This window comes from Absiella sp. AM09-50 (assembly GCF_003433845.1).
Lineage (GTDB): Bacteria > Bacillota_I > Bacilli_A > Erysipelotrichales > Erysipelotrichaceae > Hoskinsella > Hoskinsella hominis.
Window position 1 is genome coordinate 62509 of the sequence record NZ_QVFI01000003.1, and the last position, 20868, is coordinate 83376.

The window sequence follows — 20868 nt, forward strand, 5'->3', positions numbered from 1 at the left end:
GCAAATAAAAGGAAGTATCAATTCTTCCTATTTATTTTGTGCCATCACACCAACAAGTGGATGTGGTTTATATAATTCTTCCAGATAGTTGATTTCATCTTCTGACAACTTCAGATCAACTGCCTTTACAGCGCCATCAATATGATGCAATTTCGTTGCGCCAACAACTGGAGATGTTGTTTTTGTGAGTAGCCATGCGATAGATATTTCACTCATGGATACATTCCTTTTTATCGCTAATTCTTCTACTCTTTTGATAATTTCTAAATCTATATCTGCACTTGCATCATATTTGCCTTTCGCAAATTGATCTTCAACCAACCGTTTTGATTGTTCTCCTGCTTTCTTTGCCAAACGACCAGAAGCTAATGCACTGTATGGTGTTAATGCGATATTTTCTTCTTTACAATAAGGTACCATTTCTCTTTCTTCTTCTCTAAATATCAGATTATAATGCCCCTGAATAGAAATAAATTCTTCCCAGCCATTTGCTCTGGCAATCATATTCGCCTTCGCCAGTTGATATGCGTAACAATTAGAAATACCGATATATCTTACTTTTCCCTGTTGAATCACACGATGTAGTCCTTCCATGATTTCTTCAATCGGTGTATGGTAATCCCACATATGATAGATATATAAATCTACATAATCCATGCCTAAGCGTTCCAAGCTTGCATTTAAACAGTTTTCTACGTGTTGTTGTCCAGAAATATGTTGGTTGATTTCCTCCTGTGTTCTTGGTGTGAACTTTGTCGCAATGATTACATCTTCCCGTTTTGCGAGTTCTTTGATTGCTTTTCCCAGATAGATTTCACTTGTGCCATTTTGATATGCCATTGCTGTATCAAAGAAATTGATTCCAGATTCTAATGTATGCTGGATAATCTGTTTACTATCCTCATATGGAAGTGTCCATGTGTGCATGCCTTGTTGTGCATCGCCAAATCCCATACAGCCTAGACATATTCTTGATACCTGTAAATCTGAGTTTCCTAATGTGATATATTCCATCGTTATCCTCCTATTACTTTACAATGATATTGTAATGCGAAGTTCTCAATAAATCTAATACTTCATTTCTATTTACAATCATGCTTTTCAGGCATGATATCTTAGAAGGAAGCGGAAGTGAGGAATGCTTAATATAAAAAATATGGAATGTATAAACATCCCATATGATTGAATTATCGTTGTACTCTGCCTGAGCCATCGCCATTGGCTAGATTTTCTACTTCTTTTACACTGACTCGATTATAATCTCCTTCAATACTGTGTTTTAAACAGCTTGCCGCTACCGCAAATTCGATCGTATCCTGTGGCTTTTTCTTCATAAGCATCGCATAGATCAAACCTGCGCCAAAGGAATCTCCACCACCGACACGATCAACGATGTGTACAGGGTATTTCTTTGAGAAATAGGCTTCATCATTTGTATATAGCATCGCTGCCCAGTTGTTGTCGGATGCAGAAATGCTTTCACGTAAAGTGATGGCCACTGCTTTACATCCAAAGCGTTTCGTTAATTGTTTTGCGACATCAATATATCCTTCATGGTTTAATTGTCCACTTGTGATATCTGTATTGCTTGCTTTGATACCAAATACTTTTTCAGCATCTTCTTCATTGGCGATACATACATCGACATAGTTCATTAGTGCTCCCATGACTTGTCCTGCTTTTTCACTTGTCCATAATTTCTTACGGAAGTTTAGATCACAAGAAATCATAACACCTTTTGCTTTTGCGGCTTTGCATGCTTCTAATGTAATAGCGGCAACATCATCACTTAATGCAGGTGTGATTCCTGTAAAATGGAACCAGTCCACACCTTCAAAAATCTTTGCCCAGTTGAAATCTTCTGGTATTGCTTCTGCGATGGCAGAATGTGCACGATCATAAATGACCTGTGATGCACGTTGACTGGCACCTTTCTCCAAATAATAGATACCAACACGATCACCACCACGTACAATCATAGAAGTATCGACACCATATTTTCTTAGATCATTCACAGCACACTGTCCTATATCATGCATTGGCAGTTTTGTGACAAAAGCTGTATCCAAGCCATAATTGGCAAGTGATACTGCGACATTGGCTTCTCCACCACCAAAGGTTGCCTCAAAGTCGTTTGCTTGTGAAAAACGATAATAGCCATGTGGTGCTAATCGCAACATGATTTCTCCAAATGTAATAACTTTCATATTAATTTTTCTCCTTTACCAGATGAAGCGCAAAGCCATGCACTTCTTCATTTGCGTAAATAAATGTCAAATGCCCATTTGCATCATAAACCGCACTGTTCTCATCAAATGTAAATCCTGCCTGTTTTAGATAAAAAACCGCACGCTCCACATTGCTGGTCGAATATGCCAAATGCCCTATTTTTCCATAAGCTGGTTTCTTCATAAGCTCAACATCTCCAACGAAGATGGATTTTTCACGATCATCTGATGCTTCATAACTGAATTTATTTAATATATCTGCACATAGATCACTTTGATCTTCTGCATTAATACCTACATGTGCTAATTTCAAATTTAACATTTTCTTTACTGCAGTTCTTGTTAAATGTTCTATCTGATCAAAATCTTTTGTTTTAATCAGCTCTTTTGGTACCATCCATGTACCACCACAAGCAATGATTTTATCAAAGGATAAATATGCGGATAAGTTATTTTCATTCACACCCCCTGTTGGCATAAAGCGTAAATCTTTATATGGCGCAGACATAGCCTTAATCGCTTTGATACCGCCATTTGCCTCTGCAGGAAAGAATTTTACGATAGATAGACCCAGTTCTATTGCCTTTTCTAAATCACTAGGCGTTGCACAGCCAGGTAAAATAGGCACCTGTTTTTCTAAACAGTAAGAAACAATCGCTGGATTCAAGCCAGGACTTACAATAAACTGCGCACCGGCATCTAATGCGGAATCTACTTGTTCCTTTGTCAGAACTGTACCAGCCCCAACAATCATATCCGGGCATGCTTTTTTCATTTCTATCATGGCATCATGAGCACATGCTGTACGGTAGGTAACCTCCGCAATCGCAAGACCGCCTTTACATAAAGCCTTTGCTAATCCTGATGCAGCTTCTACATCATCTAATGCAATCACTGGTACAATTCCTAATTCGTATATTCTTTTCATTAATGCTGTATTATTCATTCTCTTTTCTCCATTCCATTCCTCCACCATTCATTGGAGAACTTGCTAATTGTGTATAAATTGATAGAATTCCTTTTTCATATTTTGCTTTCTTTGGCTTCCAGTTTTGTTTACGCTGTGCAAGTATTTCATCAATTTCTTTATCACTCATCATCTCACCATGAATACCAACAATGGCTAGTTTACGTTCTTTTACACTGATTTGAATTAAATCACCATCTTCTACAAGTGCGATTGGTCCACCTTCTTGTGCTTCTGGTGATACATGTCCAATGGCAGGACCTTTCGATGCCCCTGAAAATCTTCCATCTGTGATCAATGCGATGGATGCACTTAATTCTGGATCAGAGGCAATCGCTTCGGTAGTATAAAACATCTCTGGCATACCACTGCCTTTTGGACCTTCATATCTGATAAATACGGCATCTCCAGGTTGGATTTTTTTCTTTATAATGGCATCAATGGCATCTTCTTCACAATCAAATACACGAGCTTTTAATATTGTTTCCTGCATAGGTTTTGGCACGACAGAATGTTTCATGACAGAGCCAAGTGGTGCAAGATTTCCTTTCAATACGGCAATGGTTCCATTCTCTCCGATTGGATGATCATATGGATAAATCACGTCTTCTTTTTTTACACCTGTTTTTTCTAACAAGGAAGCACATCGTTCATAATAGCCATTCTGTTTTAATTCTTCTAAGTTTTCACCAAGTGTTTTTCCTGTGACTGTCATGACATCCAAATGTAATTGATCTTTGATTTCTTCCATCACGGCAGGTACGCCTCCTGCATAGTAGAAATATTGGGCAGGCCATTTCCCTGCTGGTCGAATATTTAGTAAATAATGTGCACCTCTGTGAAGTCGATCAAAGGCATCACTATCTAATTCAATACCAAATTCTTTTGCGATTGCCGGTAAATGCAACAGGCTATTGGTAGAACCAGATATTGCCGCATGTACTTTAATGGCGTTTTCAAATGATTTCCATGTAACGATATCACTAGGCTTTATATCATGTTCCGCAAGCCAGACTGCTTGTTTCCCTGCTTTTTCTGCTACATCTTTTAAATCTTCGCAAGTCGCAGGCATCAAGGCGCTGCCTGGTAACATCAAGCCCAATGCTTCCGCCATAATCTGCATCGTAGAGGCAGTTCCCATAAAACTACATGCCCCACAACTTGGGCAGGCATGGTGTTTATAATATAGAAATTCTTCTTCGCTAATTTCTCCACGCTGTGCCATTGCACTATAGGCACCGATTTGTTCAAGCGTTAATAGATGAGGACCAGCTTCCATCACACCTCCTGTCACAAATATACAAGGGATATTATTTCTTCCGGCTGCCATCAAATGGGCAGGCATTCCTTTATCACATGAAGCGATATACACTGCACCATCAAATGGTGTAGCCTGCGCATGTGTTTCAATCATTGCCGCAATTAAATCACGTGAAGCTAAAGAATAATTAATCCCATCGTGTCCTTGGGACTGTCCATCACAGATATCTGTTGTAAAGTATCTGGCACCCTTACCATTGGCCTTTTTGATTCCTTCACATGCTTTCTCTACGAGTGTAAATAAATGAGCACTGCCTGGATGGGAATCTCCAAAGGTACTTTCTACCATGATTTGTGTTTTAGATAAATCATCAATACTCCATCCCATTCCTATTCTTAAGGGATCCATTTCTGGTGCTATCTTTCTTATTTCCTGACTTTTCATATCCATCCTCCGCAAGACATATGACGTCTTATGTCTATATTGTAATCGCTTTTCTTATAGACACAATAGCACAAAGAAAAAAAGTAAGATATTCCACTTTCTGTGAAATTTCTCACTTTTTTATCATTTTTGAATCATCTTTTTTGCGCATCTTTGATTCTCATCAATGTGTTTTTTCATTGCATTATAAGCTCCTTGTTCATCATGTGCCGCAATACAATTTACAATCTCTCGATGCGTATGAATGGTTTCTTCTTTTAATATTGATTGTGTTAAAGAAATAGATGTTGTTACACCAACACTGATAATTGGAATCAAAATAGATATTACCAGATTATCTGTACAGTTTGCGATCAGTGTATGAAATTTAATATCTGCCTGTGTATGATCCTTATTTTCTTTTAACTGTGCTTCTATTACATCACAAAGCTTTTTTAATTCACTGATTTGTTCATCACTTGCTGTTTTGGCAGCACACTTTGCCATATTGGGTTCTATCCATGAGCGTAACTCTAAAGTATCTAAAAATAACTTTTCTTTATCTTCAACATAATTAAATCCCAATGGATCATCGATTTGCCCTGTATGTTCGCTTACAAATGTACCAATCCCCCGCTTAATTACTAAAACGTTTCTGGAAACTAATATTTTAACCGCTTCACGTACCGTGCCTCTGCCTATATTTAAAGCCTCCATTAATTCCATCTCACTTGGTAATTTATCTCCAGGATGCAATTGCCTGTCTTTGATTAAATCGTTGATTTGATCTGCGACAGAATCCGCCAATAGTTTCGTTTTATTCATTTTTTCTAACATGTGTATCCCTTCTCCCTATATACTTTCATTTTAGGGCAGATTACAATAGAAAGTCAATAAGCACACGAGAATGTGTGCTTATTGATCTTATTTTAATTCAGGGAAATAATCACCATTGGCTTCTATTAATTTATCTAATACTTCTCTGGCTTTTTTCGCATCATTAATCAAACGATTTAATGTTAATGCCTGTAAAGCTTTTTGATAAGAATGTTCAAAATATGCATCCACTGTCAATTTCTCATAAGCCACCTGCTGTTCCAGCAAGCCTTTATAGAAGGTTGGAATATTGCCAACACCCATTGGTCTTGGACCATTTGCGCCTAATTCTGCCGCAACTTCAACCATAGCATCATCCTGCATGTTTGCGATTAAACCATTATTTTCTGTAATGATAATATGACGGTTATTGCGATTATATGCGATATCCATTGCGACATCAATCATAAATTCCGCATGTGCATCTTCATGAATATCCACAAGTCCTTTTGTTGTGCCCGCTTCAATAATCTTATTACATTCTTCAAATACACGTTTTTCACGACCATTTCTTACTTCATCTGTACGTGTATATTCTGGATTTAAGTGTTCCAGTTTATAATATGGATATAGATAGTATTGATCATAAGAGTTTGGCAGGAATTCAGGGAAATCTTCCATCATTTGTTGTACATAGCCATATGTATCTAACCAGGATTGATCACGCTGTTCAGCATCCTGTGGTAAAAAGCCACGTTCATGAATAATTTCTCTTAATTTTGGTAATAAATCTTCACCTGTTTCTACATTATATAAATGTGTAAACCAACCATAGTGATTTAAACCAAAGTATACAGGATCTAACAAGTGGAAGTCACATCCTAAAGAACGGCTGGCAGAACGTACAATATTTTCAGGCTGATCACAGATATTCAAGATTCGCTTATCATCAGGGAATTCTCTGCGTAAAGCTTCTGCGACAATCGCTGCTGGATTGGAATAGTTTAAAATCCATGCTTCTGGTGCATATTTACGAATATCATATACCGCTTTAATCATTTCTTTTGTGGAACGAAGGCCATATGCAAAACCACCTGCACCTACTGTTTCTTGACCAATCAATCCCATACGCAAAGGTATTTTTTCATCTAGTTCACGCATTGCATATTTTCCTACACGCATTTGCATGAATACAAAATCCATATCTGTATATGCTTCTTTGATATCTGTCGTATAAGAGAATTCTACCTCAGGTGCATTATCCTGAAACAACAGTTTTCCAAATTCTCCGATTGGTTTTTGACGTTCTCCATCAATATCAAATAATACCAGTTTATTTAATGGGAACTCTTTCTGCATTCTACAGAAGCTTTTTAAAAAGCCTGGTGTAAAGGTACTTCCTCCACCAACTATTACAATATTATATTTTTTCATTTTATTCACTCTCCATTTTAAATTTTATAATTTATTCATTTAAAACCCAGTAAGTATCATACAAAGTAAAGGTATGGATAAGATGGAACATACCGTAGTAAGGAATACTGTTTTACTTGATAACTGCACATTGCCATCATACACATTTGTCATAATCACAGCATTAGTTGCCACAGGCATCGCTAGTGTAATTGTCACAACATAAACCAGAATCTCATTTGTGACAAACATATGCATAATTCCATATACAATTAATGGGAATAGTAATAATTTTAAGAATATAAACGGTATCACCTTTAAATCATCAAGTACATGCTTCATATCCACATCCGCAAGGGATGAGCCGATAATCAACATGCCCAAAGGCGTTGTGATATTTCCTAAATATGTACAGCTTTGCCATATCATTTGTGGCTCTTTGATATCACATAAACATATAACACAGGCAATTAAGGCTGCCACAATACAGGGATTGATAAAGTCCTTCAGACTTGTTTTTGCTCGATGTCCGCCATTCACAAGAGATATTCCATAGGTATACATTAATACGTTGTGAGGCAGCTGAAATAAAGCTGCATAGATCAATGCACCTTCTCCAAATATTGCGGATATGACAGGAAATCCAATAAATCCTGCATTTGGAAATATAAACATAAATTTATAAAGTGAGCTATCCTCCTGTACATGTAAAATTTTATTAATAACAATCGAAATAGGTGGTAACAGCATATTCACACCAGATACAACAAGTAAAACATAAAATAGTTCCATACGATCATCAAAAGGACAGCCATTTTTGACAGAGGCGATAATCAAACCAGGAACACCTACTGTCATCACAAGCTTCGATAACATTTTATTTTCTGCTTTTCCAAGGATATGATAATGATTACATAAATATCCAACAATCATGAGAGAAAATAAAATAAACATCTGAAGAAAAATATTTGAAAAATCCATGAAAGGCTCTCCTTTCTTATCAAAAAGAGGAGTCTATAGAATACGCTTTCCATAAACTCCTCAAACAATCATTTATGCAAGAAAGTTTAAGCGAAGTGTTAAAAGAGTGATCAGTAAGAAGAAACAGAAGATTAAGATACTTCCACCCAGTTCTTTACCAACAAAAGATTTACTCATAGCCTGAAATGCAGATTTAAATGGTTTTTCATAAACATCCATCGCTTTATATAATACATAGGCGAACAAGCACAGGTAAAGAATATTCATAGAACATATCTGCGCAACCATTAAAATCGCAAGGTTTAAATAAACGCTCTCATAGTTTTCATATGCCAATAAACGTTTTCTCGTAAGAAACAGCATATACCCCACGAATGGATTTAGGAATGCGGCAATCATATTCAGATTCACAAGTGGATTTGTTTCGATAAGATTCATCATTGTGATTCCACTACTTGAAGCCTTCATTTGCATAGACATCACATATAGAAATGGTGCCATACAACAAAGAACAGTCCCAATCAACATGATTTTAGATAGTCTTTCAATTTTGGTTTGTTTCTTCTGTGCGATTCTTACTGCTTTTTTTGGTTTCTTCTGTGTTAATCTTATTGTATTTGTTTTCATATCTTCTTCAACCCTTCACTTTTTCTTTGCCTATTTTAATTCAGGCCAATATGCTTTATTTGCTTCGATTAAATCATCTAGAATTTGTTTTGCGACAGCTGCACTTGGAACGGTTTTTGATAAAGTAAGTGCCTGCCAAAGTTTTTGATAGCTTCCTTCTATCCATGCTTCTACTACCAGTTTTTCCACACAAACCTGTTCGCTCATTAAACCTCTTTGGAATGTAGGAATCTTGCCCATTGCCATAGGTTCATAGCCATCTTTTCCAACAATACATGGAATCTCTACCATTGCAGTTGGATCAAAGTTTTCGATTGCACCATTATTTTCTACAATCAATAGCATACGTTCTTTTGTATTATAAGTCAATGCTTTCGCCAAGTCTACAATATAAGATGCATGTCCATTAATACTTAGTGTTGTGTCCTTTGCGCTACCTGCTTGTACGATACGTTCACATTCCCCAAAAATCTCTTTTTCTCTACCATCCATTACTTCATTTGCACGTGTATAATTTGGATTTGATTCTTTCACTACATAATCTGGGTATAGGTAATATTTCAAATAAGTATTCGGTAGTGTTTCAGGATCTAATGCATATACATCTTTTGCTTTTTTCATTGTGTCATCCCAACTGCTGCCCGGATGTTGTGGATCTACACCATCTTTTGAAGCATATCCATATTGTTTTACATGCTCTTTGATTTGTGGCATTAAATCGTTTCCTTCTTTATCTTTGATACTTGTCCACCAGCCAAAATGATTTAATCCATAATAACGTACTTCCATATCTTTACGTGATTCTAAACCAATGGCTTTTGCCATACGTGTTTCAATACCGATTGGCATATCACAGATATTGATAATCTTAGAATTAGGACGTAAACGACGTGTCGCTTCTGCCACGATTGCTGCTGGATTAGAATAATTTAACATCCAAGCATTTGGTGAATATTTTTCCATGTAGTCAAGGATTTCAATAACACCACCGATAGAACGCATACCATAAGCGATTCCACCAGGACCACAAGTTTCCTGTCCTACTACACCATATTTCAAAGGTATCTTTTCATCTTTTTCACGCATCGCATATAGACCTACACGAATATGTGCCATACAGAAATCTACATCTGTAAATGCTTCTTTTGGATCACATGTTGCGATAAAGTTAATTTCTGGATCACGTTCACGAATAATAATTTCACAAGCTTTTGCGACTTTATCCTGACGTTCTTCATTATTATCATAAAACTTGATCTGACGAATTGGAAATTCATCTGCGTGTTCTAGTAACATCATAACGATTCCAGGAGTGAAGGTAGACCCTCCTCCTGCAATCACGATTGAACTTTTTTTCATAGGTATAAACCTCTTTTCTATTTTAATAAATTTTCAAATTCTTCTCGTACACTTGGAACACTTAAACCTACAATTACCTGTAAAGCTTTCCCCTTGTGTACCAAACCATGAGCACCTGCTTTTTTGAATACTGCAAGTGGTGCGACGATACTATCATCTTTTACTGTTACACGTAAACGTGTTGCACAGTTTGTGACATCCTGAATGTTATCTTTACCGCCCAGTGCTTCTAAGAATGCAGCGGCTTTTGCGGCATTGCCACCTTCTACTTTTACATCTTCTTTTGGATCATTACTTGTGTCTTCATCACTGCCTGGAACTGCTCCTGCAGCTTTTGCGGCTTTATATTCTTTCTTAGATACTAATTTTACTTCTTCATCATCATCTTCACGTCCTGGTGTCGCAAGATTCATTTTCAAAATCATGAAACGGAATACGATAAACCAAATACCACTAAATACTAGACCAATGACTACCTGAATCACATATGTCATGCCATGTGTTGCCCCTAATGGTAACCAGTTTAAAGCTGCCCAGTTAATCAAACCACTAGAGAATTCTCCAGATACACCAGCCATAAATTCCACCATGGCAAGTGTTGCGGCAAGTAATGCATGTACAAAGAATAATACTGGTGCGATAAATAAGAATGTAAATTCAATAGGTTCTGTGATACCAGCAAATGCAGCTGTTAATGCGACTGGAAGCATCAAACCTAAGACTTCTTTTTTCTTGTTTGGTTTTGCAGTTACATAGAATGCAGCCCCAATTCCAATAGGTGCGAATACTTTTGAGTGTCCATACAGTGCAAATCCACCAGCAGGGAATAATGTTGATAAGCTTTCTGTAGATTTCGCAAATTCTGGTAAACCTAATGCCCAAGCTGCTTTGAATCCGCCCTCAACTACAATTGATTCATAAGCCATTGGCATATAGATGAAGTGATGTAATCCAGTTGGAATCAAGATACGTTCACAGAATGTGTATACCCAGATTCCTAACGCGCCACTTGAAATAAAGAAGCTCTGCATACCTGCGATTAAGCTCTGTACTCTTGGCCAGATTGCCATAAATAAGAATGCGACTGGAATCATTACGAAGAATCCGATTAAGCAGATAAATGATGATCCTTTGAATACCCCTAACCATTCAGGCAGCTCTGTATCGAAATAACGATTATGTAAGAATACAACAATACCTGCGATTGCCAAAGCACCAATCATACCTGTATCTAATGTTTTGATACTTGCGATGGATGCTAAACCAGTTCCACTTGCTGCTTCAATACTGAAATCAACACCAAAGCTGGATCCCCAGTTTGTCAACATGGCTGCTAACATATAGTTGAATGTTAAGTAAAGAACAAATGCTTCCATACAAGCACGTGCATTTTGTTTTTTCGCTAACCCGATTGGTAAAGCAATCACGAACAATAACGGTACTTGTCTAAATAGTGTCCATGCTCCTTCCTTAATTACATACCAGAACTGATACCATCCAGTTTCTGGAGCAGCAATACTGCCGATAATCATCTCTGATTGGAATACGGTACATAAACCAACCATGATTCCTGAGAAGGCAAATAATAGTACGGGTGTAAACATTGCCCCTCCGAATCTTTGAATCTTTTGCATCATAAATTCATGTCTCCTTTTCTTTTTGTCAAATCACTTTGTTCTCTTGACGTAATACATCATACCACATGTGTAATCGTTTACAATATTTCAAACATCTTCTGTTTTGATGTCCATTTGTAGAAATTTTTCACAATTTTTGGAATATTATCCAGTACTTAAAAAAAAAGAAAAACCAGTGTTTACTGGTTAAAAAAGTTATGTAAAAATACCGCAATTCCTTCCTCATCATTGGACTTTGTGATATAAGATGCCGCTGATTTCGTTGATGGAAAGGCATTTTCCATTGCCACCCCATAAGGTATAATGGATAACATCTCATCATCATTGTTACTATCGCCAAAAGCAATGACCTGGTCCAAATGGATATCCAATTGATCACAAAGTGATAACAATGCCTGTGCCTTACTTACATGGATATCTGTGATTTCCAAAGAACCTTCACTAAGGTAAAAATAATTAAATTTTTCAGGATACTTTTTACGAATGGCATCTTCTGCCCTGTGCAAAATCTTAGGATTACCTCTGATACATAGTTTATTGGCGGCATTATGAATATGATTCTCTAAGTGCTCAACCATATTTGCATTTCTTGCCATATAAGCAAATTGACGCAATCTTACCACTTTAGATGCACGCATTGGTCGATAAAGACGTTTCGCGATTTCCCTTTTGATTGCCAAAGGTAGTGTATAACTACATGCATAGTTGCCTTTTTGAGATACGATCACAAACAAATGCATCGCATGCGCAATCTTAATAATTTCTGATATGGCATCTGGAGGTACTTGTGGAAACTGAATATTTACATCCTTCTTTACATGATAAATGCCAGCACCATTGCCATGCAACAGATAACCATCATAGCGTTTTAATTCTAATTCATCCACAATGCTCTTTAATTCAAAAGGTGCTCTCCCACTACAAATCGCAATCTTCACTCCTTGTTGTTGGAGTTTCATCAATATCTTCTTTGTTTCATTACCTATTTTTCCTTTGCTGTTAAATAAAGTTCCATCCACATCACAGGCAATTAATTTTATATTACGCAAGTTCAAGAATATCGCTATCCTTTACCTTTACCTGTTCTCCAACATGATAAGTAACAATTTTCTTATCTAATGGATTTAATACGATAACAGGTGTAATCAATGGGATATTTTCTTTTTCCATAAATGAGCGATCTACTTTGATAATTGGTTCTCCAGCTTTTACTTTTTCATTGACATTCTTTAATACCTCAAAACCTTGTCCTTTCAAGTTTACTGTTTCCAAGCCACAATGCACCAGAACTTCGATTCCTTCAGGACTCGTCATTCCAAATGCATGGTGTGAATCAATCAACATTGTAATTGTGCCATCGATTGGAGCACATAATACATCCCCTGTTGGTTCAATCGCAACTCCATCCCCCATCATCTTTTCTGAAAACACTTCATCAGGTACTTCACTCAAATCCTTACATACACCATCAATTGGCGCTTTGATTGTAAAACCTTTACTCTTCTTTTTAAATATTGAAAACATATCCTTTACCTCTCCTTCATGGCTGCATTATATCATGAAGGAATCTATGTTTCCTTGTTCTGGATTATTTTCGTATTGATATACATTCTTCGTTCTTTTTCACAAAAAGTGGAATTTCTTCCACTTTTCATTTACTTTCTTCTATTGACTTGTTATGTTGATACATTGCATATCTTAAAAACAACATTTCTACTACAAAGAAAAACATGGTTACCGGTTCAAATCTATGGTTTTCAATCATAATCGGTTTTGACATAGATGAAAAATATACTGCGACATCCGCTAATTCAGCTAATGTATTATGTTGCATTCTTGTAATTGTAACAATTTTACAATCTTTCTCTTTTAATTGTTTCCCAAACTTGCATATCTGGGCACTTTCCCCACCCAATGAGAAAAGAAAAACAACATCCCCTTCTCTTAAATTATTCAATAAAAATCCAATTTCTGCAGTCCCATTGATCATATAAACAATAACATTCAGCTTAAACATCAAGCGTTTTAATTCTCTGACCGCAGATTGTTGAATCACGCCACTGCCATATGCAAAGATTCTTTTCGCATAATAAATCTCATCGCAGACTTTATCTAAATTTTGTTCTGTAAAACTTTGAATGCCTTTGATATAGCTTTGGGATATAGAATCAATCTTTTCATCCGTTAATTCATTTTCTTCAACATTTTCCATTCTTAAATAGAATTTCAATTCACTGAATCCCTGTAGAGATATTTTTTTCGCAAACCGTAAAATTCCTGTTCTAGAAACATTGCACTTCTCTGCCACTTCTTCAATCGTCATTGCTGCACATTCTCTTTTATGATTGGCAATATAGCCCCATATGTGTAAATCATTCATGTTTAAATCATCATAATACTGATTCACCAACTCATCAAGCTTCATATTTTCATCTCCATATATAACGCCACTTTTTATTATAACAGTTTTTCTTGTATTTTTAGAATTTTAAAAAATTAATTAATATTTTTATTCTTGTTTTTAAGAATATACAAAAAAAGGAAAAGGCATTTCTGACTTTTCCTATCTTTTTCACTATTTCAATGTTGGCCAGTAATCTTTGTTTGCTTCAATTAAATCATCTAAAATCTGTTTAGCTACAGATGCACTAGGTACTGTTTTAGATAATGTAATGGCCTGCCATAATTTCTGATAGCTTCCTTCTATCCATGCTTCCACAACCAGTTTTTCAACACATGCCTGTTCTGTCATTAAACCTCTTTGGAATGTAGGAATTTTTCCCATTGCTAATGGTTCTGGTCCATCTTTTCCTACGATACATGGAATTTCTACCATCGCTGTTGGATCAAAGTTTTCAATTGCACCATTATTTTCAACAATCAACAACATTCTTTCTTTTGTATTAAATGCAATTGCACAAGCTAAGTCAACGATAAAGCTTGCATGAACACCAACAGCAAATTCATTGCCTTTCATCGTACCATTTTCTATAATTTTTGCAGCCTGACCAAATACTGTTTTTTCACGTCCATCCATGACCTCATTTGCACGTGTATAGTTAGGATCAGAATGTTTTACTACATAATCTGGATATAAATAATATTTCAAATAAGTAGAAGGCAGAGTATTAGGATCTAATGCAAACACATCTTTTGCCTTTGTATATGTTTCCTGCCAGCTTGCATCTTTGTGCTGGAAATCTTCTGTATTGACAGCATAGCCATATTGAGAAATATGTTCTTTCAATTTTGGCATTAAATCATTGCCATCTTTATCTTTGATACTTGTCCACCATCCAAAGTGGTTCAATCCATAATAACGGATTTCCATTTCTTTACGTGATTGTAAACCTAAAATTGTTGCCATTGTTGTTTCAAGACCTACTGGCATATCACAAATATTGATGATACGTTTACCAGGGCGTAAACGACGAGTTGCTTCTGCTACGATGGCAGCTGGATTAGAATAGTTTAATAACCATGCATCTGGAGAATATTTTTCCATATAATCTGCGATTTCAATTACTGGTCCAATAGAACGCATTCCATAAGCAATTCCACCAGGTCCACAAGTTTCCTGTCCGACAACGCCATATTTCAATGGAATCTTTTCATCAAGTTCTCTCATGGCATATAATCCAACACGGATGTGTGCCATAACAAAATCAATACCTGTAAAGGCTGTTTCTGGATCTGTTGTATAATTAAATTCAATTTCTGGAGCTTTCTCTTTCATCATGATTGCACAAGCTTTTGCCAGTTTTTCCTGACGCTCTGCATTATTGTCATAAAGTGTGATTCTTTTAATTGGAAAGCGGTCCTGGTTTTCTAATAACATTAATACGATACCTGGAGTAAAAGTACTTCCTCCACCCGCAATACAAATAGATGATTTTCTTCTCATATAAATTCCTCCTATTTCATCTCTTTTTCTCGACTCCTATATATAACAACACTTTCCCTGCTTATTCAATGTTTCACACAGTCTTAGGTCCTGTGGCCTTTTTTCGTGATATTTCACAGAAACTGGAATTTAATTCAAAAGGATTTTTTTCTGTTTTTTTGTATGTTTTTGGAATAAGATTTCTAAGTCCTAAAAATTATGTTACAATTATCCTGCAAAAAGAAAGGGGTTTTCTAAATGACAAAAATGATAGATTTATGAATTTAGATGAACTTGTAAATAAATATCACACAGATTTAAACCCTAATGATTTATACATATGGGAATATCTAAGTAAACACCGAATGAAATGCAGCGAAATGACAATTGAAGAATTAAGTAAACAGTGTAATGTTTCAAAAACAAGTATCATAAGATTTGCGAAAAAACTATCATTAAGTGGCTTTAGTGAACTGAAAACGTATTTAAAAATGCAGCCATCTTCACAATCAAATCTAAACAATTCCAATTTAGATATGCTTTGTAATGGTTATATCCAGAGTATTCAAGAGTTGAAAGAAAGAAATATGGAGTCTGTTTTTGAAATTATCTATCATGCTAAGCGCGTTTTTCTTTATGGCTCAGGTGCTGTACAACTGAATGCCGCAAAAGAGTTATATCGTATGTTTTTCAATGGTGGTGATTACTTCTATTATTTCGATGGAAAAACCGATATTGATGATATCTTATATAACTTTAACCAAGGGGATGTCATGATCATGATTTCCTTAAATGGCGAAAGTGATTTAACAATAGAATTTGCAAGGAAGATGAAATTAAAGGATATTCCTATCATTTCTATCACCAAATCAAAACATAATACCCTTGCTAGTTTAAGTGATGAGAACGTTTATTTTTCAACAACGAATTTAAAGCTTCCTGGGGAACATGGCAGAAAATTTGAATCTACAACAGCGTTCTTTATTTTATGTGAAATATTTTATATCCGATATCAAGAATATAAAGCAGAAAAGGAAAAATCACAAACCAAATAAAATATAGCGTACAGAAAAGGTATGAGAACTAATGTTTCCATACCTTTTTACAATTCTTCTTCTGTGATATTCCATTTCTTTAATGATTTTTTATATTCCCGCTTCGCATCCCCACTTACATGATGTTTTAGTAGTGCTAAAATCTTCATTGCATATGGTTCTTTCATATACTTAGAAATTTCCGCAATTAATTCTTTCATATCCGTTGTCGGTTTTTGATTCATCACTCTTGTGATCATATGATATATTTTTTGATTAAGCTCCTCACTTACTTTATTTAAAATATCGCTTTCCCTACCCGCAAGCCAAATACTCTCTAATCCAAAATATATGAACTCTCGATATTCTTGATAAGACAAATCTTTCATCCATTTCTTTTCCTTATTCAAAAAGCAATCCATCACAAACCATAATAATTCTACATCTTCTTCATGATAACGATATCCACAACCATAATAAGTAATACAACAATATTTCACAATATCATACCCATCATCTGACAATATATATTCCTTGATACCCTCTACACCTTTTTCAATTCTCATAATTCTAGCAAGCAAGTTTGCTTTTTCACTTGGTTCTGTTTCTAATTCAGAATCATCAATTGCTTCATTTCTTTTCTTTAATTCTGACAAGCCTTTTTCTGCATTGATCATAAAAATACTTTGTGCTGCATCCAAACGAATTATAAAACTTTCATCATAAAGTGCCTGATACAAATATGGTAAATAATCTTCATTATTTGTGAGTCCCATTGCTCTGACTATTTCTCTTTTGAATGGCTCTTTAGAATCGAATGCTTGCCTTATATCTTCATCACTTACATATGTCAAAGCATTATTTTTGTTAATTACTTCATACTTCATAAAAGAAAGGCCTCCTCTTTTTTACTTTATTATACGCTATTATCCTTGATTTCCTCAAAAAAAGAATCAAGAGATTTCGTACACTCTTGATTCAACATGAAGGTATAACCTATTTTCAATCAAAATCTAATATAACCGTATCCTTTAATGGATTTTTAGAATATGCTCGAATTAAATGGTGCAAATATGTAGAAAAATCACTAAAATCTTCCATGGAAACCTTTCCTTCATATAAATACATTATTCCTTCAAAAGATAAGGTCAAATCGCTTAAATACCTGCGATTAAAACCACTACCATCAAAATAATTAAATCCTACATACTCATTCTCATGTTCATAGATATAATCATCAAGGTTTTCTATTTTAAATGCATCTTGTTCGAATAAAGTTAGAATTTTTTCTGCACTTTCTTTTATTTTTGTTTTTTTGCCGATTAATTCAAACTGCTCAAGAACAAAAGATTTAATATTCTGTCTTAGCACCTTTAATTGTAGCTTTAATACTACATAATCGTCATTTTCCTCCACGTCATATAAATCAGGATCAATTATTTTTTCTAATTCTTTCAATACTTCATCAGTTGTATCCCTATTGTGATTGAAGAAACGCCTTTCCTTTTTTACAACAATCTCTGTAGCAATGACTGCTTTTGCATATTTTCCCATGCTTTATCTCCTCCTATCAAATTTAATCAAAATCGATGACAACAGTATCTTTTAATGGATTATCTGAACACATACGAATCAGTTTGTGTAAATATGTAGATAGAAAACGATCATCTTCTAAAATCGCCTTTCCCTCATACAGATAATAGAATCCTTTCCATTGAGTGATAAGTCCACTTATATATCGATACTTTGGCCATCCCCAATCTACGATGCCAAGATCAATATCATTAAATTGATATCTATATTCATTAATTTTCTCTAAAAGCACTTCTCCAGATTCTATTGCAGTTAACATCTCATCCATATCTTTTACTTGTACTTTTTTGGCATCTGAATTAAAGATTTCTACCTGTTCCAAAACAAAAGCTTTAATATTTTTCCGGAATATATCTTCCTTCAAGATAAAATCTACTTCATTTTTACTTTCATAAATGTTATACAACTCTAGATTAATCATTTCACCCATTTTCTCAATTATTTCATCTGTTGGTGTTTCAATTGGAAAATATCTGTCTTGCTTTTTTTTCACAACAATTTCTAATGCTACCATCGCTTTTGCATATGTCCCCATATTATTACCTCCTTCATTTTCTTATATTATAACGCGTTGGAAAGCAGATGCAATGATTTTTATTAATTATTTGATAAATATACATTATATATCATATTTTTATATATTAATATATATAAAGACTATAAAGGATACATATCTAATTAAGAGGTATGTACAAAATATTTATACATCATTTTCCTAATATTACGAAAGTACAGTTTACAAGGGACTACACAGGGTAGGTATCTGACGGGAGGTGTGCCGCCCGTCAGATTTTCCATGTGATATTCAAGCTATCGCTTGTAGCGGCTATGGTAGTGAGCATTAAGTCCACCACCCGCCGCTTGTCGTCAAAGGCTACATTCTCCCAAGTGTCGAGGTAGCCGGAAATCTGGCTGACCTGTTCCGGGCTTATGGCTTCCACCGTCAACTCCGCTATCTGCGCCAGTAGTTCCTGCTTGCGTCCGTCCAGTTCGGCTATCTTCACATTCACATAGGAGAGCAGAACATTGTTTGCGCCCGTCAGACTGTCTACCAGCTTTTCAATCTCGCTGTCCACATGAGCAAGCTCCACTTGCAGAGCGGCGATTTTCGGGTTTGCCTTTGCCGCTTTCTTCCTGCCCGTCAGTGTCTTGTAGCTGTCCAGCTTTTTCACCATCTGCTGATAAGTGACCGCTTCCAGTTCCGAAGTGATGATTTTCCCACAGCCGGGGCAACTCTTGTTATCCAGCCGCTTTGTGCAACGGAGATATTGCTTGCCGGACGGATTAAAGATACTCATAAGAGCATACCCGCAATTCCCGCATTTGATTTTTCCTGCCAGCCATGTATGAGTGGCTTTCCGGGCAGACTGGATTTTCATGTTGTTCATCAGCTTCTTGCGGCAGGTCAGCCATACGTCCGAGGGGACAATCCCCTCATGCGGAGCCAGCACCAGCATTTGGTCTTTGAGATTTTGCGCCTTGTCCGGCTTTACGTCCCGCCCCTGGTACAGATAGCACCCGTTCATGCCCGTAAAGTCGGCGGCGTCATTGACAATGACTGTCCCCTGGCTTTTGAAAAACTCGTACACGTCGAGGTCTGCCTGCACATAGACGGGATTGCGTAACATCTGCGCCAGCGTGGGACGTATCAGTTTTTTGCCGTTGAACAAAATCCCCTGTTCGGCAAAGTGCCGGGTAATGTCCCCGTATGAAGTCGTCGGCTCGGCGTACATCTCGAACATGAGCCGGATATTCGCCGCTTCCTCCGGGTTTACCACCAGCTTCTTTGTGTTGATACCGTCCATTTTGATAGGCTCTGTGTGGAAGCCATAGGGAGCCTTACCGCCCATTTTGAAGCCCCGCTGACTGCGGGAGTAATAAGCGTCCGTCACCCGCTTCTGTATCGTTTCCCGTTCAAGCTGGGCGAACACGATACAGATATTCAGCATAGCCCGCCCCATAGGAGTGGAGGTGTCAAACTTCTCCGTAGAGGAAACAAACTCCACGTTGTACTGCTGGAACAGTTCCATCATGTTTGCAAAGTCCAGAATGGAACGGCTGATACGGTCAAGTTTGTAAACAATGACCTTTGCAATCAAGCCTCGCTTGATGTCCCGCACCAATTCTTGAAACTTTGGACGGTCTGTGTTTTTGCCGCTGTACCCTTTGTCTGTGTATTCCTTGCAGTTACCGCCTTTCAATTCATATTTGCAAAATTCAATCTGGCTTTCAATGGAAATACTGTCTTTTTTGTCCACCGATTGTCTTGCATAGATTGCGTCTATTCTGTTGTTCATATTGTCGCTCCTTTTCTTAAAAAAGAAACGGAGCTGCTGACACTATTATTATACCGCCAGCAGCCCCGCAAATCAACGGTGGCTTTGGAAAACCTTACGCCCCGGCGCCCTCATTCTGCCGTTTATCGGCATACTTGCGGAACACTTCATAAAGCTGCTGTTCCAACTCCCGGCGTTTCGCCGCTTCCTGCTCCGGCGTGAACACCGGGGAGAGATTTTCCAGCGTGATTTCCTTTCCCTGAAAAGTTACGACCTCTGTTTCTTTCTTGTATCTGATATGCTCCATAGAACCTCCCATATTCAATTTTCAAGGTACAATGCCGCACAGGGGCGGCGTGAAATTTTGCTT

The 20868-nt window shown here is 36.6% G+C and carries 20 protein-coding genes; 1 reads left to right on the forward strand and 19 read right to left on the reverse strand.

Going from position 1 to position 20868, the window contains the following annotated elements; all coding sequences use genetic code 11:
* Nucleotides 1-27: 27 nt before the first annotated feature.
* The 14 genes from DW114_RS04100 to DW114_RS04165 form a co-directional block, all read right to left on the reverse strand.
* A complete protein-coding gene (locus DW114_RS04100; RefSeq protein ID WP_117452526.1) occupies nt 28-1014 on the reverse strand; it encodes an aldo/keto reductase in 987 nt (328 codons plus the stop codon).
* A 173-nt stretch (nt 1015-1187) separates the two neighbouring features.
* Nucleotides 1188-2207, reverse strand: coding sequence for a PfkB family carbohydrate kinase (locus DW114_RS04105; RefSeq protein WP_199483520.1), 1020 nt, complete (start codon nt 2205-2207; stop codon nt 1188-1190).
* A gap of 1 nt (nt 2208) precedes the next feature.
* A complete protein-coding gene (locus DW114_RS04110) occupies nt 2209-3174 on the reverse strand; it encodes a bifunctional 4-hydroxy-2-oxoglutarate aldolase/2-dehydro-3-deoxy-phosphogluconate aldolase (RefSeq protein ID WP_117452528.1) in 966 nt (321 codons plus the stop codon).
* Nucleotides 3167-4900: a dihydroxy-acid dehydratase gene (gene ilvD / locus DW114_RS04115; protein ID WP_117452529.1), complete on the reverse strand. Its 1734-nt coding sequence runs from the start codon at nt 4898-4900 to the stop codon at nt 3167-3169. Before ilvD ends, DW114_RS04110 begins: the two co-directional genes overlap by 8 nt.
* Nucleotides 4901-5023: 123 nt before the next feature.
* Nucleotides 5024-5716: a FadR/GntR family transcriptional regulator gene (locus DW114_RS04120; protein WP_117452530.1), complete on the reverse strand. Its 693-nt coding sequence runs from the start codon at nt 5714-5716 to the stop codon at nt 5024-5026.
* A gap of 87 nt (nt 5717-5803) precedes the next feature.
* Entirely contained in the window at nt 5804-7129 is a 1326-nt protein-coding gene (locus DW114_RS04125; protein ID WP_117452531.1) for a 6-phospho-alpha-glucosidase, read from the reverse strand.
* Between the two features lie 39 nt (nt 7130-7168).
* A complete protein-coding gene (locus DW114_RS04130) occupies nt 7169-8089 on the reverse strand; it encodes an AEC family transporter (protein WP_117452532.1) in 921 nt (306 codons plus the stop codon).
* A 72-nt stretch (nt 8090-8161) separates the two neighbouring features.
* The gene (locus DW114_RS04135) at nt 8162-8716 is read right to left on the reverse strand and encodes a hypothetical protein (RefSeq protein WP_117452533.1); all 555 of its coding nucleotides are present in this window, start codon (nt 8714-8716) and stop codon (nt 8162-8164) included.
* 30 nt (nt 8717-8746) lie between these two features.
* Nucleotides 8747-10075, reverse strand: a complete 1329-nt coding sequence (locus tag DW114_RS04140; protein ID WP_117452534.1) for a 6-phospho-alpha-glucosidase — start codon at nt 10073-10075, stop codon at nt 8747-8749.
* Nucleotides 10076-10092: 17 nt separating this feature from the next.
* Nucleotides 10093-11712: an alpha-glucoside-specific PTS transporter subunit IIBC gene (locus DW114_RS04145; protein WP_117452535.1), complete on the reverse strand. Its 1620-nt coding sequence runs from the start codon at nt 11710-11712 to the stop codon at nt 10093-10095.
* A 179-nt stretch (nt 11713-11891) separates the two neighbouring features.
* On the reverse strand, nt 11892-12767 hold the full coding sequence (locus DW114_RS04150; RefSeq protein ID WP_158552182.1) for an HAD family hydrolase: 876 nt from the start codon (nt 12765-12767) through the stop codon (nt 11892-11894).
* Nucleotides 12754-13236, reverse strand: coding sequence for a PTS sugar transporter subunit IIA (locus DW114_RS04155; protein WP_117452537.1), 483 nt, complete (start codon nt 13234-13236; stop codon nt 12754-12756). Before DW114_RS04155 ends, DW114_RS04150 begins: the two co-directional genes overlap by 14 nt.
* Before the next feature lie 127 nt (nt 13237-13363).
* The gene (locus DW114_RS04160; RefSeq protein ID WP_117452538.1) at nt 13364-14137 is read right to left on the reverse strand and encodes a MurR/RpiR family transcriptional regulator; all 774 of its coding nucleotides are present in this window, start codon (nt 14135-14137) and stop codon (nt 13364-13366) included.
* A gap of 150 nt (nt 14138-14287) precedes the next feature.
* On the reverse strand, nt 14288-15616 hold the full coding sequence (locus DW114_RS04165; RefSeq protein ID WP_117452539.1) for a 6-phospho-alpha-glucosidase: 1329 nt from the start codon (nt 15614-15616) through the stop codon (nt 14288-14290).
* A gap of 257 nt (nt 15617-15873) precedes the next feature.
* Here DW114_RS04165 and DW114_RS21175 point away from each other — a divergent pair, with 257 nt between their 5' ends.
* Nucleotides 15874-16650, forward strand: coding sequence for a MurR/RpiR family transcriptional regulator (locus tag DW114_RS21175; RefSeq protein ID WP_158552183.1), 777 nt, complete (start codon nt 15874-15876; stop codon nt 16648-16650).
* Between the two features lie 47 nt (nt 16651-16697).
* On the opposite strand, the gene DW114_RS04175 is transcribed toward DW114_RS21175, so the two are convergent.
* From DW114_RS04175 to DW114_RS04200, 5 genes are all read right to left on the reverse strand, one after another.
* Nucleotides 16698-17516 carry a HEAT repeat domain-containing protein gene (locus DW114_RS04175; RefSeq protein WP_117452540.1) on the reverse strand — a complete coding sequence of 273 codons (819 nt, stop codon included), beginning with the start codon at nt 17514-17516 and terminating at the stop codon, nt 16698-16700.
* A 115-nt stretch (nt 17517-17631) separates the two neighbouring features.
* Nucleotides 17632-18183: a hypothetical protein gene (locus DW114_RS04180; RefSeq protein ID WP_117452541.1), complete on the reverse strand. Its 552-nt coding sequence runs from the start codon at nt 18181-18183 to the stop codon at nt 17632-17634.
* Between the two features lie 22 nt (nt 18184-18205).
* Complete coding sequence (locus tag DW114_RS04185) at nt 18206-18757, reverse strand: hypothetical protein (protein ID WP_117452542.1); 552 nt, start codon at nt 18755-18757, stop codon at nt 18206-18208.
* A gap of 250 nt (nt 18758-19007) precedes the next feature.
* Nucleotides 19008-20519, reverse strand: a complete 1512-nt coding sequence (locus DW114_RS04195; RefSeq protein WP_117452543.1) for a recombinase family protein — start codon at nt 20517-20519, stop codon at nt 19008-19010.
* Nucleotides 20520-20613: 94 nt separating this feature from the next.
* Entirely contained in the window at nt 20614-20805 is a 192-nt protein-coding gene (locus DW114_RS04200) for a hypothetical protein (RefSeq protein ID WP_117452544.1), read from the reverse strand.
* Nucleotides 20806-20868 lie beyond the last annotated feature (63 nt).

Coding starts and splice junctions, on each gene's coding strand:
- DW114_RS04100 (WP_117452526.1), bottom strand. CDS start 1,014: ATGGAATATATCACATTAGGAAACTCAGATTTACAGGTATCAAGAATA.
- DW114_RS04105 (WP_199483520.1), bottom strand. CDS start 2,207: ATGAAAGTTATTACATTTGGAGAAATCATGTTGCGATTAGCACCACAT.
- DW114_RS04110 (WP_117452528.1), bottom strand. CDS start 3,174: ATGAATAATACAGCATTAATGAAAAGAATATACGAATTAGGAATTGTA.
- ilvD (WP_117452529.1), bottom strand. CDS start 4,900: ATGAAAAGTCAGGAAATAAGAAAGATAGCACCAGAAATGGATCCCTTA.
- DW114_RS04120 (WP_117452530.1), bottom strand. CDS start 5,716: ATGTTAGAAAAAATGAATAAAACGAAACTATTGGCGGATTCTGTCGCA.
- DW114_RS04125 (WP_117452531.1), bottom strand. CDS start 7,129: ATGAAAAAATATAATATTGTAATAGTTGGTGGAGGAAGTACCTTTACA.
- DW114_RS04130 (WP_117452532.1), bottom strand. CDS start 8,089: ATGGATTTTTCAAATATTTTTCTTCAGATGTTTATTTTATTTTCTCTC.
- DW114_RS04135 (WP_117452533.1), bottom strand. CDS start 8,716: ATGAAAACAAATACAATAAGATTAACACAGAAGAAACCAAAAAAAGCA.
- DW114_RS04140 (WP_117452534.1), bottom strand. CDS start 10,075: ATGAAAAAAAGTTCAATCGTGATTGCAGGAGGAGGGTCTACCTTCACT.
- DW114_RS04145 (WP_117452535.1), bottom strand. CDS start 11,712: ATGATGCAAAAGATTCAAAGATTCGGAGGGGCAATGTTTACACCCGTA.
- DW114_RS04155 (WP_117452537.1), bottom strand. CDS start 13,236: ATGTTTTCAATATTTAAAAAGAAGAGTAAAGGTTTTACAATCAAAGCG.
- DW114_RS04160 (WP_117452538.1), bottom strand. CDS start 14,137: ATGAAGCTTGATGAGTTGGTGAATCAGTATTATGATGATTTAAACATG.
- DW114_RS04165 (WP_117452539.1), bottom strand. CDS start 15,616: ATGAGAAGAAAATCATCTATTTGTATTGCGGGTGGAGGAAGTACTTTT.
- DW114_RS21175 (WP_158552183.1), top strand. CDS start 15,874: ATGAATTTAGATGAACTTGTAAATAAATATCACACAGATTTAAACCCT.
- DW114_RS04175 (WP_117452540.1), bottom strand. CDS start 17,516: ATGAAGTATGAAGTAATTAACAAAAATAATGCTTTGACATATGTAAGT.
- DW114_RS04180 (WP_117452541.1), bottom strand. CDS start 18,183: ATGGGAAAATATGCAAAAGCAGTCATTGCTACAGAGATTGTTGTAAAA.
- DW114_RS04185 (WP_117452542.1), bottom strand. CDS start 18,757: ATGGGGACATATGCAAAAGCGATGGTAGCATTAGAAATTGTTGTGAAA.
- DW114_RS04195 (WP_117452543.1), bottom strand. CDS start 20,519: ATGAACAACAGAATAGACGCAATCTATGCAAGACAATCGGTGGACAAA.
- DW114_RS04200 (WP_117452544.1), bottom strand. CDS start 20,805: ATGGAGCATATCAGATACAAGAAAGAAACAGAGGTCGTAACTTTTCAG.